Annotated in this window: 10 protein-coding genes; 7 read left to right on the top strand and 3 right to left on the bottom strand. The window is 39.9% G+C overall.

Going from position 1 to position 16,530, the window contains the following annotated elements:
- The first annotated feature begins 65 nt into the window (after window positions 1-65).
- Window positions 66-2,816 (top strand): hypothetical protein, encoded by a 2,751-nt coding sequence (locus CXF93_RS04720; RefSeq protein WP_101061274.1) that lies wholly within the window; start codon window positions 66-68, stop codon window positions 2,814-2,816.
- 40 nt (window positions 2,817-2,856) lie between these two features.
- Here CXF93_RS04720 and CXF93_RS04715 read toward each other — a convergent pair whose 3' ends face one another.
- From CXF93_RS04715 to sohB, 3 genes are all read right to left on the bottom strand, one after another.
- On the bottom strand, window positions 2,857-3,768 hold the full coding sequence (locus tag CXF93_RS04715) for a porin (protein ID WP_101061273.1): 912 nt from the start codon (window positions 3,766-3,768) through the stop codon (window positions 2,857-2,859).
- Window positions 3,769-4,474: 706 nt separating this feature from the next.
- Window positions 4,475-7,141, bottom strand: coding sequence for a type I DNA topoisomerase (gene topA / locus CXF93_RS04710; protein WP_198551584.1), 2,667 nt, complete (start codon window positions 7,139-7,141; stop codon window positions 4,475-4,477).
- A 320-nt stretch (window positions 7,142-7,461) separates the two neighbouring features.
- A complete protein-coding gene (gene sohB / locus CXF93_RS04705; RefSeq protein ID WP_101061271.1) occupies window positions 7,462-8,541 on the bottom strand; it encodes a protease SohB in 1,080 nt (359 codons plus the stop codon).
- 115 nt (window positions 8,542-8,656) lie between these two features.
- Between sohB and CXF93_RS04700 the strand changes: the two genes are divergently transcribed.
- The 6 genes from CXF93_RS04700 to CXF93_RS04675 all read left to right on the top strand — a co-directional run bounded on the left by CXF93_RS04700 (window position 8,657) and on the right by CXF93_RS04675 (window position 16,452).
- Window positions 8,657-9,400 (top strand): YciK family oxidoreductase, encoded by a 744-nt coding sequence (locus CXF93_RS04700; protein WP_101061270.1) that lies wholly within the window; start codon window positions 8,657-8,659, stop codon window positions 9,398-9,400.
- A gap of 367 nt (window positions 9,401-9,767) precedes the next feature.
- Window positions 9,768-10,508, top strand: coding sequence for a 5-oxoprolinase subunit PxpA (locus tag CXF93_RS04695; protein WP_101061269.1), 741 nt, complete (start codon window positions 9,768-9,770; stop codon window positions 10,506-10,508).
- A gap of 3 nt (window positions 10,509-10,511) precedes the next feature.
- On the top strand, window positions 10,512-11,231 hold the full coding sequence (locus CXF93_RS04690) for an allophanate hydrolase subunit 1 (RefSeq protein ID WP_101061268.1): 720 nt from the start codon (window positions 10,512-10,514) through the stop codon (window positions 11,229-11,231).
- Entirely contained in the window at window positions 11,231-12,175 is a 945-nt protein-coding gene (locus tag CXF93_RS04685) for a biotin-dependent carboxyltransferase family protein (RefSeq protein ID WP_101061267.1), read from the top strand. The genes CXF93_RS04690 and CXF93_RS04685 overlap by 1 nt, the downstream gene beginning before the upstream one ends.
- A gap of 452 nt (window positions 12,176-12,627) precedes the next feature.
- The gene (locus tag CXF93_RS04680; RefSeq protein WP_101061266.1) at window positions 12,628-13,611 is read left to right on the top strand and encodes a TAXI family TRAP transporter solute-binding subunit; all 984 of its coding nucleotides are present in this window, start codon (window positions 12,628-12,630) and stop codon (window positions 13,609-13,611) included.
- Window positions 13,612-13,869: 258 nt separating this feature from the next.
- On the top strand, window positions 13,870-16,452 hold the full coding sequence (locus CXF93_RS04675; RefSeq protein ID WP_101061265.1) for a TRAP transporter permease: 2,583 nt from the start codon (window positions 13,870-13,872) through the stop codon (window positions 16,450-16,452).
- Window positions 16,453-16,530: the final 78 nt, after the last annotated feature.

Raw genomic sequence — 16,530 nt, 5'->3', positions numbered from 1 at the left:
ACGGTTGTAAGAATATTATACGTTACTCAATTATTGCTAATGTACAATAACAAGCAGGCGTTTCTATGCAAGTGTCAAAGAGTATTGTTACTAAACTAACGATTATATCAATCTTAATAATGAGCGGATTTATTTATTCTATCCAAACCCCCTATTGCGGTACTGTATTTGACGCTGCCCGTAGGAATATACTGAACGACCTTTCTATCGATAAAGTTGAAAACCTGATGGAAAAACGTAGTTTGACACTTCCCGCTTTATGTCAAATGCCAATCTCCAAATTAAACCGTTCACTAACCAAGTTAGCCATGCCTAAGCCTGATCATCCTGGTGAAGCAAAAGCTTTCCGCCACCAACAAAAATTAAGTCAGGATAAAAAGATAAATGTAGGCCAATTACAAAAAGTTCAAGCACAAATGCATAATCTTCGTCGCCAAAATTATGCCGATGCGGGAATTAACTCGATGTCATGGCAAGCTTTAGGGCCTGGTAACGTAGGTGGGCGAATTCGTTCTATCGCATTTGATCCTGATAATTCAGCTAATATTTATGTCGGTTCGGTATCAGGTGGTATTTGGTCAAGTAAAAATAGTGGTAATAATTGGCAACCTCTTGATGATTTTATGGCAAACCTTTCAGTAAGCAGCATCATTTTTGATGCAAATGATAACAATGTAATGTACGCAGGTACAGGTGAAGGCATTTTTAATATGGATCAAATTCGTGGACTAGGCATTTTCAAATCAAATAATAAAGGTCAAACATGGAGTTCATTAATTTCAACACAAAATAACACCGACTTTTACTGGGTTAATCGGCTTACTAGTCGCCGTAATAACTCCGCTATTATTGCGGCAACTCACACCGGTATTTTCATTTCTAATGATGGCGGGCTAAATTGGAACAATACCTTTCAAGGAAGAAGTAATGATGTTGATGTTAATCCCAATGACGATAATAAACTTATTGCTGGTACTTGGTCAGGGCTACTCTACTCTCAAGATAAGGGCTTAAGCTGGTCTATTGCACAAGGACTGAGTCACATCAATAATGTCCGTATAGAAACTGCGTATGCGCATTCAAACACCAATACTGTTTTTGCATCCGTCGATTATAATGGCGGAGAACTATGGAAAAGCACCAATGGTGGACAATCATATCAGTTAATTAATACTGGCTTATCCTATTTAGGCGCTCAAGGCTGGTATGATAATGCATTGTGGGTAGACCCATTAAATGAAAACCATATTATCATTGGTGGTATTGATCTATGGCGTAGCCTTGATGGAGGTATTAGTTTCAATAAAATAAGCACTTGGTGGCAAGCCCCTCTATCAGCACACGCTGACCATCATTTTATTATTCATCATCCCGATTATGACGGTATCAATAATCAGCGTTTATTCTTTGCCAATGACGGTGGCATTTATGAAACCCCTAATATTTCTCTTGCTCAAGGTGCTACTGGCTGGAAAGAACTTAATAACAACTTGTCCATCACCCAATTCTATAGCGTGGCGGTTAGCAATCACGGTAAGCTTGTAGGTGGAACTCAGGATAATGGCACTTTAGTGTATAACGGTGATAGTGAGAATTGGACCAGTACATACGGTGGTGATGGTGGCTTCTCAGCCGCAGATCCAACAGACGATAATTATTTATATGGTGAGTATGTTTATTTACGTCTTCATCGCAGTAGCAATGGTGGTATTAGCTCAAAAAGCATTTATACAAATGATATGATCAATGATAGTCCTAATTTCATTGCTCCTTTTATCCTCGACCCTAACAACCCTAGTAGGATGCTTGCAGGCTCTCGTCAACTCTGGCTAAGTGATGATATCAAAGCAGTAACTCCTACATGGAAAAGCATTAAAGTAATAACAGAAAATTTCTCCCCGATTAGTGCTATCGCAATCCCCTCCAATGACAGTAATACAGTCTATATTGGACATAACGACGGCTCAATTTTTAAAACTAATAATGCAATGGCGCTGCAACCTGAATGGGTAAATATTAGTGGGGCTAATCTACCACAACGATATTTGACACGCATAACAGTTAGTCCTGTGAATAAAGATATTCTGTTTATATCATTTGGTGGTTATGAAGAAGATAATCTATGGCGTTCTACAGATGGTGGGATAACCTGGAATAATAGTGCTGGTTCTGAGTCAGGGGCATTACCACCCGCGCCAATCAGAGCTATCGCGATACACCCAATCCAACATAATTGGATATATATTGGCAACGAAGTGGGTATATTTACCAGTAATAATAATGGTGATAGCTGGAGTTTAGAGCATCATGGTCCGGCTAATGTGTCTATAGATGAACTAACTTGGGGAGATAACTCAATGCTCTATGCTGCTACACATGGGCGGGGTATTTTTAGCGCAAATACAAACTTAGCTATTCCCAATGCTTTTTATTTTCCCGATAAATTAGATGTAGCCCTAAACAGTTTAATAGAAAGTGAAGAAAAAATCATAAGGGGATTAGCGGAAAACGCATCGATTACTATCGTCAATGGCGAGTATTCAAAGAATTGCACTGGCGATTATACTGATAGTACAGGTTATATAAATAACGGTAATACGCTTTGCTTAAGGCATATCAGTGCAGCAGACAACGGAATTAAAGTAACCACAGAACTAAAACTTGGTCCTTTAAGGTTCACGTTTCAATCACAGACCATAGCCAAGGTTGAAGATGTTAATATTTCAAAGAGTAAAAAGGGAGGTAATATTAGTCTTCTATTTTTAATGTTACTTATTATCATACTTGCTATAAAAACAAAAAACCCAGTCAATTGACTGGGTTTCATTGGTATTATATATTCAACTAATCAAGTGATTAGAAGTATACACGAGCACCTAACCAAAGAGTGTTATCAGAACCTGTAACTTCATTGTCTGAAGTATTAAATTCAGCATATGTTTTTACGTCTTTAGCGATTTCGTAATCAGCACCAACAACTAGCTCAGAACCTTCATCAGATTTTGCATCGCCGTCTAAGATGTCATACATAGCGTATACGCCAGCTTGACCTATAGCGTAATGAGCACCAAAACCGTATGCAGAAATATCAGCACTATTAACTTCTAATGCTTGGTATTGAACACCTAACGTTAATGCGTCAAGTGAGTATTGTGCGCCTACGATTAAAGCAGAGTTGTCTGATGTAGCATTAGTTGCACCAACTTTTGCATCATTTTTAATGTTGTAAGCAACACCAAGAGATAGACCAGCAACTTCGTATGTACCACCGATAGAGTAAGTATCTTGGTCGATTAGACCAACAACTACTGATGCGCCGCCGAATGCTTTAGTATATTCAAGTTGGTCTTGAGTATCAGAACCTGCGTCAGCAGATTGGTGGTTATAAACGCCATTCTCGTATGAGAAATCGTTCATTACTAGATCATCATTCAGACCCAGTTTTTTACCTAGAATCAGTTTACCATATACGTCATGTTCTAAACCAAGGAAAGCATTGTTTACATATAAAGTGTCAAGAGAATCAACGTCTTTATATTTAATTTCCATTTGACCGAATGCTTTAAGACCATTGTCTAGTTCTTTAGCTGCTTTAATATCGAAACGTGAACCAGCATCTTCAAAATTAACTTCATCAGAGCTGTCAATAGCAACGTGACCACGGAAAGAACCACCTAAAGAAACTGTAGTACCTTCGTTGTTATAAACTTCAGCAGCGTTTGCAGCGCCAGCTAGTAAAATTGCAGTAGCAAGAATAGTCTTTTTCATTTTAAAAATCCTTTATGATTTATAAGTTAACTCATTCATTACTTGAATATCTCGGTGAGATAATTCCATCTGGTAATGATTGGTTAGTCCAAGAGTTAATGTATTCTAACAAGTAGTCGTTAATCCGATATTTCATCTGAAGTAATTCAAATCAATTAAGGTTTAACAACTACGCTTAAAACTTGGTATAGATTATAGTCATAATAATTTCATGAAAACTATAAGGAAAATCAAGAAGAGGTCAAAACTAAGATCGCGGGCACATAAAGAGGTATGACAAGAAGAAATCACTTGACAATGACGAGTTCAAACACTGGTTGAAGGGTTTTATTACCAACTAAACGTTTAAAAAAGCAGCATTTATGACTATTTTATGACAGAAGCGCTAGTTTGCATTTATTCAGCTATTAGTAAGAACAGCAAAACAATCAAAAGTTCAATTTAATCTAATCTAATTCTTTAGGGTTAGCTTCTAATCCTAAAGAATAGTATAGATTTTTAACAAGGTTTGTTTCTGCTATATATAGATAAAATAATATCCGCAGTATTTAGACCCTGATCACGAAACTAAAATAGTGAGTTTTAAAATTGCTAACGTCCAGTTCCTCATTATCACAGACAAAAAAATACCCCAGCCATGCTGAGGTATTTTATAAACACAGATAGTCTATGAAGGCATAGCGTAAACGCTAAACAGAAAAGCTAACTACTTTTCAGTTGCAGGCTTTTTCTTCTTCACAACTTTCTTTTTCTCTTCTTCAACCCATTTACCAGCAATGTAATGCGCTGTCCAACCCGTGGCTTTCTTCTCCACTTCGGTCATCACATATTGCTCTTTGGTTTTACGACTAAAGCGTACAATGGCTTTATTACCGGCAGGGTCTTGCGCTGGCGCATCTGCTAAGTAATAAAACTTCTCTGAAATACGGTCTCTAAAGCGTACTAACTCTTCAATCAAGGGAGCACGGGTCTCTCGAGATTTAGGGAAAGTATTCGCCGCTAAGAAGATACCTGCAGCACCGTCACGTAGCACAAAGTAAGCATCCGACTTTTCACATTCCAATTCAGGAAGGAAAACAGGATCTTCTTTTGGCGGCGCAACTTCACCACTTTTCAGGATCTTACGTGTATTCTTACATTCTTCGTTAGTACAGCCCATGTATTTGCCGAAACGGCCATTTTTAAGCTGCATATCATACATACAACGGTCACACTCAACCACAGGGCCATCATAGCCTTTCAGCTTGAATTCACCTTTCTCTATTTCGTAACCAGTACATTCAGGGTTATTACCACAAACGTGCAGTTTACGGGTTTCGTCAATCAGGTAGCTATCCATTGCAGTGCTACATTTAGGACAGCGACGTTTTGCCATAAGCGCTTCAGTTTCAGCATTCTCATTAAGCAAATCAATCGCTTCTTCACCAGAAACTAGATTGATCGTTGTCTTACAGCGCTCTTTTGGAGGTAAATTGTAACCAGTACAACCCAGGAATACACCTGTTGTAGCAGTACGGATACCCATCTCACGTTGGCATGTTGGACATTCAATATCCGTAATAACCATTTCGTTAGAGCGCATACCGCCTTCAGCTACTTCAGCGCCAGCTGTTATCAACTGTTTCTTAAAGTCACCGAAGAATTCATTAAGTACATCAATCCAATTAAGCTTGCCTTCGGCAACACCATCAAGTTGCGACTCCATGCTTGCAGTGAAATCAAAGTTCATCAATTCTTCAAAACTTTCGGTTAGACGTTCAGTAACAATCTCACCCATTTTTTCAGCAAAGAAACGACGGTTTTCAGATTTCACATAACCACGATCTTGAATTGTCGTGATAATCGACGCATACGTCGATGGACGACCAATGCCACGTTTCTCTAATTCTTTAACCAACGACGCTTCATTAAAACGCGCTGGCGGTTTAGTAAAGTGTTGTAGTGGATCAACCGTAATCAACTCAAGCGCTTCACCGGCTTCAAGCACAGGTAAATTACTTTCATCTTCAGACTTCTTGCTCATTGGTGGCAGCGCTTTAGTCCAACCAGGGAAACGCATAGTACGTCCCTTCGCGGTAAGCTGATACTCGCCAGCAGCAATAGTCAATTTAGTTGAATCATATTGCGCAGGCATCATTTGACAAGCAACAAACTGACGCCAAATTAATTCATATAATTTCTTCGCATCATCATCCATGCCGTTCAGATCGCCTGACATAATATTTACATCAGAAGGTCGGATCGCTTCATGGGCTTCTTGTGCGCCTTTTTTAGAACCGTATACATTCGGTTCTTCAGGTAAATAATCTTTACCATATTTTGTTTCAATAAAACCGCGAGCACTTTCTACAGCGTCTTTACTCAAGTTTGTTGAGTCAGTACGCATGTAAGTAATGTAACCACCTTCATATAAACGCTGCGCTAAACCCATCGTACGTTTAACACCATAGCTATGGCGCGTACTTGCAGCCTGCTGTAGCGTTGACGTGATGAATGGTGCTTTTGGCTTACTGCTTGTTGCTCTATCATCACGTTTTAATAACGAATAACTGGCATTTTGTAAGTCAGTAACCGCTTTAGTCGCTTGCGCTTCATTAACGGGTTTAAACGCTTCACCGGCATATTTAACCGCTTCAACACGTAATGGTTCACCAAGTGAAGTCACTAAGTCTGTATGAATATCCCAAAACTCTTCTGGGATGAACGCTTTAATATCGCGTTCTTTGTCTACGATTAAACGCACTGCTACCGACTGAACTCGCCCAGCAGATAAACCACGGGCAATCTTTTGCCAAAGTAACGGCGACACCATGTAGCCAACAACACGATCTAAGAAACGACGCGCTTGTTGTGCATTAACACAATCAATGTTCAGTTCTGACGGTTGTTCAAATGCTTCTTGGATCGCGGTCTTGGTAATTTCGTTAAACGTAACACGTTGAAAACGAGAATCATCACCACCAATAATTTCCCGCAGGTGCCATGCAATAGCTTCCCCCTCGCGGTCTAAATCGGTTGCGAGATAGATAACATCTGCTTTTTCAGCCAGTTGTTGTAATTCGGCAACTACTTTTTCTTTACCAGGCAAAATCTGATACGTTGCTGCCCAATCATTTTCTGGGTCGATGCCCATACGTGAGTATAATGCTTTCTTATCACGTTTTTGCTTAAATTTCTCTTTCGCTTCAGGCGTCATGCCTTTAGTTTGTTGAGCAAGCGTCGGTGCACCCGCTCGTTTTTTGGCTGCGCCACCACTTGTCGGTAAATCACGCACGTGACCAACACTTGATTTAACAATGTAGTCTTTGCCAAGGTATTTATTGATGGTCTTCGCTTTTGCTGGCGATTCCACAATTACTAGAGATCTTCCCATACAGACGGATTCTTTTAATTTATGAATAATATGAAATTGATGAATGCTATTGATATCACATCACTTAATAATAACCAAAAAGTGATATTGAATAACTGCGTTCTATTTATATATATACATTGAATATACTTATAGTAGTCAATATTTTTTTAATTATTTTTCTAATGCTTAGAATTCATACAAAAACATACCACTAACGTAGCAATGAAAATGCAGACTAAAGCACCTAAAATAATTAAAAATCAAATAAATAAACTATCAGCCATCAAAATATCAGTTTTATACATCAATCTATTTTTTGCAATTAAGTACTTACAATTTTATAAATGTGGGTACTTACTTTGCTGTAAAAACTTATTTAAGCTTATCGACATAGCCATTGACGCAGCTTGAGCTAGTTTTTCAGCTAATTTTTTACGCACTACGTATTTTACTGTGTAAATGGTTTGCGACTTGTTGGCTTTTAATAAGTAATCATCACTGGTTTGTAAAGTATCCACTAACCCACGTTCGTGTGCATGGGTACCAAACCAATGCTCGCCTGTTGCAATCTTTTCAATATCCATCCCAGGTCGGTGAGCACTTACAAAATCTTTAAATAATACGTGCGTTTCTTCAAGCTCTTGCTGGAATTTTTCACGTCCAGACTCATCATTCTCGCCAAACATTGTTAGTGTGCGTTTAAACTCACCAGCGGTAAGCTGTTCAACATCAATATTGTTCTTTTTCAATAGACGATTGAAGTTTGGAATTTGCGCCACAACGCCGATAGAACCAACAATAGCAAACGGGGCTGCAATAATACGGTCAGCAATACATGCCATCATGTAACCACCACTCGCAGCGACTTTATCAACCGCGATGGTTAGCTTAATGTTAGCTTGTTTTAAACGTTCTAGTTGCGAACTTGCAAGGCCGTAACCATGCACAACACCGCCACCACTTTCTAAACGTACCAAGACTTCATCGTGCTCGTTGGCAACGAATAAAATAGCGGTAATTTCTTCACGCAGCGAGGCAACTTCTTTAGCATCAATACCGGCGGTAAAATCGAGTACAAATAAACGCGATTCAACATCTTCCGTTTTAACCGCCTCTTTATCTTTGGCTTTTTCTTTGTGCGCTTTTTTAAGCGCTTTCAACTCAGCTTTATGTTTTTTCTTTTCTGCCTTGTGCTGTTCTTTCTCTAATAATTTAGCTTCATCTTCAGACACAAGATGTAATCGTAACTCATCTTCAACATCTTGAAATTGTTCTGATAAATTGGTGATCTCTAAACGCCCGTTGCTCTTTTTCTGCTTAGACGAAAGATTGATAATGCTGACCACTACAAATAATAATGCTAGAACGAATGTTAGCGTTTTCGCTAAGAAAATTCCGTATTCACTTAAAAATTCCAAATCTTAATCCTCGGTCGGTTATATCTATTTTTGCTCTTTATAGCATTTACAGCATCGCATCTACAAGCTTTGCAGGTTACAATATTGTCAGATATGTCGATATGGAACCCAAAAAATGGATTATCAAGCAGAAAAAAATCTATTAGAAAACAAAACTATTTTAGTGACAGGTGCCGGTGACGGTATTGGACGTCAAGCAGCATTAACCTATGCAGCACACGGTGCGACAGTAATATTACTGGGTAAAACAGTGGCAAAACTTGAAGCTGTTTATGATGAAATCGAAGCACTTGGCGCCCCAACACCTGCGATAATTCCGCTTGATATGAAAGGCGCAACGGTTGAAAACTATAAAGACATGGCAGACACCATTGACACACAATTCGGTAAACTAGACGGTTTATTGAACAATGCGGGTCAATTAGGCGTATTAGGTCCATTTCATCAAATCGATGAAAAGAGCTATGACGAAGTAATGCAGGTCAATGTTAAAGCACAGTTATTTATGACCAGCGCGCTATTACCGGTACTTAAAAAAGCAGACAAAGCGTCTATTCTTTTCACTTCATCAAGTGTTGGCGTAAAAGGCCGTGCTTACTGGGCTGAATATGCAATTTCAAAATTCGCTACTGAAGGTATGATGCAAACCCTTGCTGACGAATTTGAAAATACCAATGTCCGTGCTAACTGTATCAACCCAGGTGCAACACGTACTGGTATGCGTTCTAAAGCCTTCCCTGGTGAAGATGAAAAAGTACTGCTCACACCTGAACAGATTATGCCGCTTTACCTTTATTTAATGGGTAACGACAGCGTAGCTGAAACAGGTAAAACATTTAAAGCACAACCAAACAGATAGTTTGCTAGCCGCAGACTGACGAATGTATTAAATGCTCAAATCCCTAACTCATGATAATGTCATTGTTAGGGATTTTTTTCTGATCTGGTCTACTCCCCCGCCGTTTATGCTAGCAGTTGTGTTAATTCCTCAATAAGATCCTTCATCTATATAAAATACTTGCCATAATAATTAATTGCTGCAATAACTAATGCTTACACTTTCTGTAAATAAACCAGAATTATCACAAAATGCCAAACAGAATTGATCATGGGGACAGGTATAAGGTTCATAGTCACCGAGGTCATAATTCTCCAAGGTTATAGTGCACCGAAGTCATAGCACACAGTTATATATAGAAAGAATTTGTTAATAAGGATATTAACCAGTGAAATTAAATTGTGATATGGGTGAAAGCTTTGGTCATTGGCAGCTTGGTATAGATGAAGCCGTCATGCCACATATTGATATGGCGAATATCGCCTGTGGTTTTCATGCCTCAGATCCACTTATTATGCAGCAAACGGTTGCACTGGCGAAACAATATAATGTAGCAGTAGGCGCACATCCTGGTTATCCCGATCTTGTTGGTTTTGGCCGTCGTCATATGCAATGTACAGCCGATGAGATACAAGCATTAATACTCTATCAAGTCGGTGCCCTCACCGCTTTTTGCCAGCAACAAAACATTCTTCTCAGTTACGTCAAACCGCACGGCGCACTTTATAACGATATGATGCAAGATGAGGCTATATTAATCGCCATTCTTAAAGGCTTAGCTGCATTTAGCGCTAACTTGCCGCTAATGCTAATGGCACAAGCAGATAATAGCCGCAGTGAAGCCCTCGCGGCTCAATTTGAGGTGCCATTACTGTTCGAGGCTTTTGCCGATCGTCGCTATACAGATTCAGGATCACTACAAGATAGACGCCAAGCTGGTGCCGTCTTTACCCAACAGAGTCAAATTGTTCATCAAGCCATACAAATTGCTGAGCAAGGTTTTGTAACAAGTAATACCGGGAAGTTAATCCCGTTGAATGCTGATACGCTCTGTGTGCATGGCGATAACGCCCAATCCATTGCCGCTATCGCCCAAATAAAATCAGCAATAGCTGTAAGTAAGGGGTGAGCGATGCAGTACCATCTCGAGATGATTGGTTATGATGCTATTCTGATCCGTTTTACAGGTGCTGATAATGCCCAGCTATTACCTGTGATCTACAACTTAAATCAGCAGCTAACAAATGCCGTGGATTTAGAAACTGTTATCACTGATGTCATCCCCTCGTACCAAACCTTACTCATTAGCTTTAACATAATGCTAATAGAGCCTCATCAGCTCATAAATAAAATTCATACTTACGTTAAGCAAGTATTACAAGCCTCTCTTCATAAATTACCCATGGCTGTTGATTTGCTCACGCTACCGGTTTGTTACCACCAAAGCCTCGCCCCTGATCTCGAGCCCTTGTCACGTCATGCAGCATTATCCATTGATGACATCATCCACATTCATTCTTCGACTGTATATAGTTGTTATGCGATTGGCTTCATGCCGAACTTTGGCTACTTGGGTGATGTTGATAAACGTATTCAAATACCCAGACACAAAGCGCCAAAGTCGCACGTAGCAGCAGGCAGTGTTGGTATTGCTGATAATCAAACCGCCATTTATCCAAAGGCGAGTCCAGGCGGTTGGCAAATCATAGGTCAAAGCCCTCTGGTACTCAGTAGAGATAATACAGTGACACTCGATAGCCTTGTGGTTGGCTGCCAAGTTAAATTTAAGCCAATATCGCTGGATGACTTTCACCAGTATCAGCACACTCACCAGCAAGAGATTCTTCTATAATGACAAACGTTTCTGCATTTGAAGTTATCAAGCCGGGAATTCACAGCTTAATTCAAGACCTAGGTCGGTTTGGCTATCAACATTTAGGTATTACGCCGGGTGGGCCTGCAGATCTTCACGCGTATCTTTGGGCAAATAAAATACTCAGCAATAGCAGTAATATGGCCAGCATTGAAATCCATTATGGATTAATGACGTTAAAAATATTGGTTGATACTCAAATGGCGATTTGTGGCGCCGAATTTGGCGTGACGATTAATAATAAGCCAGCATTTAATTGGCAAACCCATCATGTTAAATCCGGTGATGTGATCCAGTATGGTGGCGCAAAGACAGGTAAATGTGGTTATCTCGCCATTGTAGGTGGCCTGCAAACAGAAAAGATCTACCAAAGTCGTAGCACAGTAATCAGAGATGAATTGAGTCAAGTAACCAGCTCTCCACTATATCAAGGGCAGCTCTTACCAATAACAACAATGCGATGTGCCAAAACAGCAGGATTACAAACAGAAATAGCAGTGCCTCGACATTATATCCCCAATTACGCAACGCCCCTTAGTTTGGGCTTATCACCTTGCTATCAATGGCCGCTGCTGACGTCAAAACAGCAGCATCAACTGCTATCCAATAAATATCAAATCAGCACACAAGCAAATCGGATGGGTTATCAACTAATAGGTGATGTGATAACTGACCTACCAACATCATTAATTTCAGAAGGCATTGCATTAGGCTCTGTGCAGCTTCCCGCAAATGGATTGCCAATTATCTTACTTCAAGACAGACAAACCATAGGTGGTTATCCGAAAGCTGGGGTTATTTCAGCGTTAGATTGCGGTAAATTATCACAACGCCAACAAGGGTCAGAAATTACGTTTAGACTCGATAACCCGCTTGTTTCACGTTATAAAATGCAAGCTTTCAAGCGTTTTTTCGATTTTTAACCATGTCTATTTCCATTTTATAAGCTTAATATTTTAATAAACGAACACAAAACAGTCAATCAGTTCAGTGATGGAGTTCACGTATTTAGCTTTAAATAAAAATAATTACGTTATGTTATGAACATTTAACAAAATATAATATCACTCAAAAAATACGTATCTCAAATTTACAAATCCCTCGTTTTATTAAAAAAAATCCATCTAAGAGCCCAGTCTGTACTAGAATTTAGCTTAAATCTCCTCAAAACTGTAGGTTGTGTTACTTTTGTTAACTTAGTGTCACAAAGTATGGTCCAAACAGATAATAACGGGTTATTTTGCTGTATCATAAGTATTGCATTATTTATTTTTGCTGATTTAATACACCAACTTGAATTTACGGATTCAATTTCATGGCCACAGAATGCCCTGAAGTAAACAAGCGACTAATGACTTATAAAAAGGAACACAACATGTCTATTACAAAAACAATTGCAAAATCACTTGCTATAGCAGGTTTAACAGTAGCAGCTGCGGTACCAAGTATTGCAACAGCAAATACAAGTGACTTTATTACAATCGGTACTGGTGGTGTTACAGGGGTTTATTATCCTGCCGGTGGTGCAATTTGTAAATTTGTAAACCGCAACCGTAAAGAGCACAACATTCGTTGTTCAGTAGAAAGTACTGGTGGTTCAGCTTATAACATCAACACTATGCGAGCTGGTGAACTTGATTTCGGTGTAGCACAATCTGATCAACAGTTTTATGCTTACAAAGGTTTAAACCAATACGCAAAACAAGGCGCTTACACTGACTTACGTGCAGTATTTTCACTACACGCTGAAGCACTAACTATTGTTGCTCGTAAAGATTCAGGCATTAAAGACTTTAAAGACCTTAAAGGTAAACGTGTAAACGTAGGTAACCCAGGTTCAGGCCAACGCAGCACAATGGATGTTGTAATGAAAGCTTATAACTGGGACAACAGTGCGTTCTCACTAACATCAGAACTTAAAGCAAACGAACAATCTCAAGCTCTGTGTGATAATAAAATCGACGCATTTGTATTCTTCGCTGGTTTCCCAAATGGTTCAATCAAAGAAGCAACAACAACGTGTGACGCGGTACTGGTAACGGTTAACGATTCTACAGTTGAAAAACTAATTGCAGAAAACCCTTACTACAGCCAAGTGGTTATCCCTGGTGGCACTTACACTGGTACGCCGAAAGACACAGTAACATTTGGTGCGCGTGCAACAATCGTTACACCAAAATCAATGCCTAACAAAACGGTATATGAATTAACTAAAGCTGTATTCGAGAACTTCAATACATTTAAACGTTTACACCCATCATTTGCATCGCTAACAAAAGAAGACATGGCGACTGCAGCACTTAGCGCACCCGTACACCCTGGCGCAGCGCAATATTACAAAGAAGTTGGCCTAAAATAAGCTAACTTTTAGTTAAAAATAGTAAGGGGACATTGTCCCCTTACTATTTTATATAAGATGATTTTACCCAGCTTTATAATCATAATTTAATTTTACTACTCTTACTCACGTTACTGGCTATTCTTATACTATGGATTAGTTAAGATCATTAGCAGTATCGCCTTTCTTACATTAAGAGTTCTGTAACTATTAATTATTCTACTAACGAATAACCGAGCCACTTCGTGTGATAAAAAATCACAGAATGATGGAGGACAGATGTCTAAAACAGAAAATCAAACCACTAGCATGGATGCTGAACTGCAGGAAATGCTTGCACAATCAGATACTGGTGCACGCGATCCTAAAGGTATTGCTAAAAATATATTGTTAATAGTGCCATTTATATGGGCGTTATTTCAATTATGGTATGCTTCTCCTCTGCCGTTCATATTAAACTTTGGTATTATTAACGATACTGAGGCACGCTCGATTCACTTAGCTTTTGCTATATTTTTAGCGTTTACAGCTTACCCAGCAATGAAATCGTCACCGCGTGACCATGTGCCGTTGACCGATTGGGTTTTTGCATTCGTAGGCGCGTTCTGTGCTGCTTATCTTTTCCTATTTTATAATCAACTGGCTGATCGTGCTGGTGCACCTACTTTCTTTGATACTGCAGTTGCAACAACGGGCATGTTATTACTGCTTGAAGCAACCCGCCGTTCTTTAGGTCCACCACTGATGATCGTGGCAGCGGTATTTTTAACTTATACCTTTGCCGGTCCATATATGCCCGACATTATTGCCCATAAAGGTGCAAGTTTAAATAAAACCATGTCTCACCAATGGTTAACAACCGAAGGTGTATTTGGTGTGGCAGTTGGTGTATCAACCTCATTTGTCTTCTTGTTTGTATTGTTTGGTTCATTACTCGATAAAGCAGGTGCCGGTAACTACTTCATTAAAGTGGCATTCTCATTACTTGGTCACATGCGTGGCGGTCCTGCAAAAGCAGCCGTTGTGGCATCTGGTTTAAGTGGTTTAGTATCAGGTTCTTCAATTGCAAACGTAGTAACAACAGGTACCTTTACAATTCCACTGATGAAACGTGTTGGTTTCCCTGCAACAAAAGCGGGGGCAGTCGAAGTTGCAGCATCAACCAATGGTCAGTTAACACCACCGATTATGGGTGCCGCTGCATTCTTGATGGTGGAATACGTTGGTATCCCTTACATCGAAGTAATTAAAGCAGCTATTTTACCCGCGCTTATTTCTTACATCGCGTTAATTTACATCGTGCATTTAGAAGCATGTAAAGCCGGTATGGAAGGTTTACCGCGTCGCCACAAACCTACACTAGCGCAGAGCTTATTCTCGTTTATGTCTGTCGTGGTACTCATCATCGTCCTCAGCTTTGCGGTTTATTACGGTATCGGTTGGACTAAAGAAATATTTGGTGCTGGCGCAACTTGGATTGTCGGTATTGCCACTGTAGCGATTTATGTTGCGCTGGTTAAATACTCAACAAAGTTCCCTGAACTGGCCATTGATGATCCAGACAGTGAACTACTTGAGCTACCAGAACCGGGACCAACTGCAAAAGCAGGTTTATATTTCCTACTACCAATTGTGGTATTAGTCTGGTGTTTAACGGTAGAACGTTTCTCTCCAGGTCTGTCGGCATTCTGGGCAACGGTATTCATGATCTTTATTGTGATAACCCAACGTCCATTACAAGCTTACTTCAAACAAAGCCAACCAATACCAAGTGCGGTTAAAGCCGGTTTTGTTGAGTTGTTTGATGGCATGGTATCGGGTTCTCGTAACATGATCGGTATCGGTGTGGCGACAGCTGCAGCGGGTATTGTTGTTGGTACGGTAACGCTGACCGGTATTGGTCTAGTGATGACTGAGTTTGTTGAGTACATCTCAGGCGGTAACATTATGCTGATGCTGGGCTTTACAGCACTCATTAGTTTGATCTTAGGCATGGGTTTACCGACAACAGCAAACTATATCGTGGTATCAACATTGATGGCACCCGTGATTGTTGAATTAGGTGCTCAAAATGGCTTGATCGTACCCTTGATCGCAGTGCATTTATTTGTATTCTACTTTGGTATTCTGGCTGATGATACTCCGCCTGTTGGTCTCGCAGCGTTCGCCGCAGCCGCCATTGCAAAAGCAGATCCAATTAAGACTGGTATCCAAGGTTTCATGTACGACATTCGTACCGCGATCTTACCTTTCATGTTTATCTTTAACACCCAGTTATTATTGATTGGTGTGGACTCTGTGGGTCATTTACTACTGACCATCTTCTCGGCTACAACCGCGATGCTGGTGTTCTCAGCTGCGACCCAAGGTTACTGGTTAACAAAATCAAAATGGTATGAAACCATCGGATTATTATTAATCACGTTTACATTATTCCGCCCAGGCTTCTGGTGGGATATGGTGTACCCGCCAATCGAAGAAGTAGGTCCACAGCATATCGAGCAAGTACTTGCTGAGTTACCTAACGGTGCCGGTATACGTTTACGTGTTGAAGGTGAAACACTAGACGGCGCGTTCCAAACTAAGATTGTCCAGCTACCTTTTGCTGAAGATGCGATCTCTGGTGCAGAACGTCTATTGAGTACTGGTTTAGAATTACGCTTTGAAGAAGACAAAACGATTGTTGATATGGTTGGTTTTGATTCTCCAGCTGAAAAATCAGGCATTGATTTTGATTGGAACATCCTAATGGTGGAACGTCCATTAGACCGCCCAGCTAAAGAGTTCCTGTTCATTCCAGCATTATTGCTACTTGCAGGTATTGCATTTGGTCAGCGTCGTCGTATTGCTACCAATAAGTAATTATCATCCATAACATGAAATGCGGTGAATTTTCTGACACTGCATTTCATTTATGATGAACTGCTATTAGTACTAATT

Origin of the sequence: Moritella sp. Urea-trap-13 (assembly GCF_002836355.1) — a bacterium.
GTDB lineage: Bacteria > Pseudomonadota > Gammaproteobacteria > Enterobacterales > Moritellaceae > Moritella.
The sequence above is the reverse complement of the archived record's forward strand: the minus strand, read 5'-3'. Positions and strand labels throughout refer to the sequence as shown.

Excerpts from the sequence above, each read along its gene's own strand:
- CXF93_RS04675 (WP_101061265.1), top strand. The coding sequence starts at position 13,870 with ATGTCTAAAACAGAAAATCAAACCACTAGCATGGATGCTGAACTGCAG.
- CXF93_RS04715 (WP_101061273.1), bottom strand. The coding sequence starts at position 3,768 with ATGAAAAAGACTATTCTTGCTACTGCAATTTTACTAGCTGGCGCTGCA.
- topA (WP_198551584.1), bottom strand. The coding sequence starts at position 7,141 with ATGGGAAGATCTCTAGTAATTGTGGAATCGCCAGCAAAAGCGAAGACC.
- CXF93_RS04690 (WP_101061268.1), top strand. The coding sequence starts at position 10,512 with ATGCAGTACCATCTCGAGATGATTGGTTATGATGCTATTCTGATCCGT.
- CXF93_RS04720 (WP_101061274.1), top strand. The coding sequence starts at position 66 with ATGCAAGTGTCAAAGAGTATTGTTACTAAACTAACGATTATATCAATC.
- CXF93_RS04680 (WP_101061266.1), top strand. The coding sequence starts at position 12,628 with ATGTCTATTACAAAAACAATTGCAAAATCACTTGCTATAGCAGGTTTA.
- CXF93_RS04685 (WP_101061267.1), top strand. The coding sequence starts at position 11,231 with ATGACAAACGTTTCTGCATTTGAAGTTATCAAGCCGGGAATTCACAGC.
- CXF93_RS04700 (WP_101061270.1), top strand. The coding sequence starts at position 8,657 with ATGGATTATCAAGCAGAAAAAAATCTATTAGAAAACAAAACTATTTTA.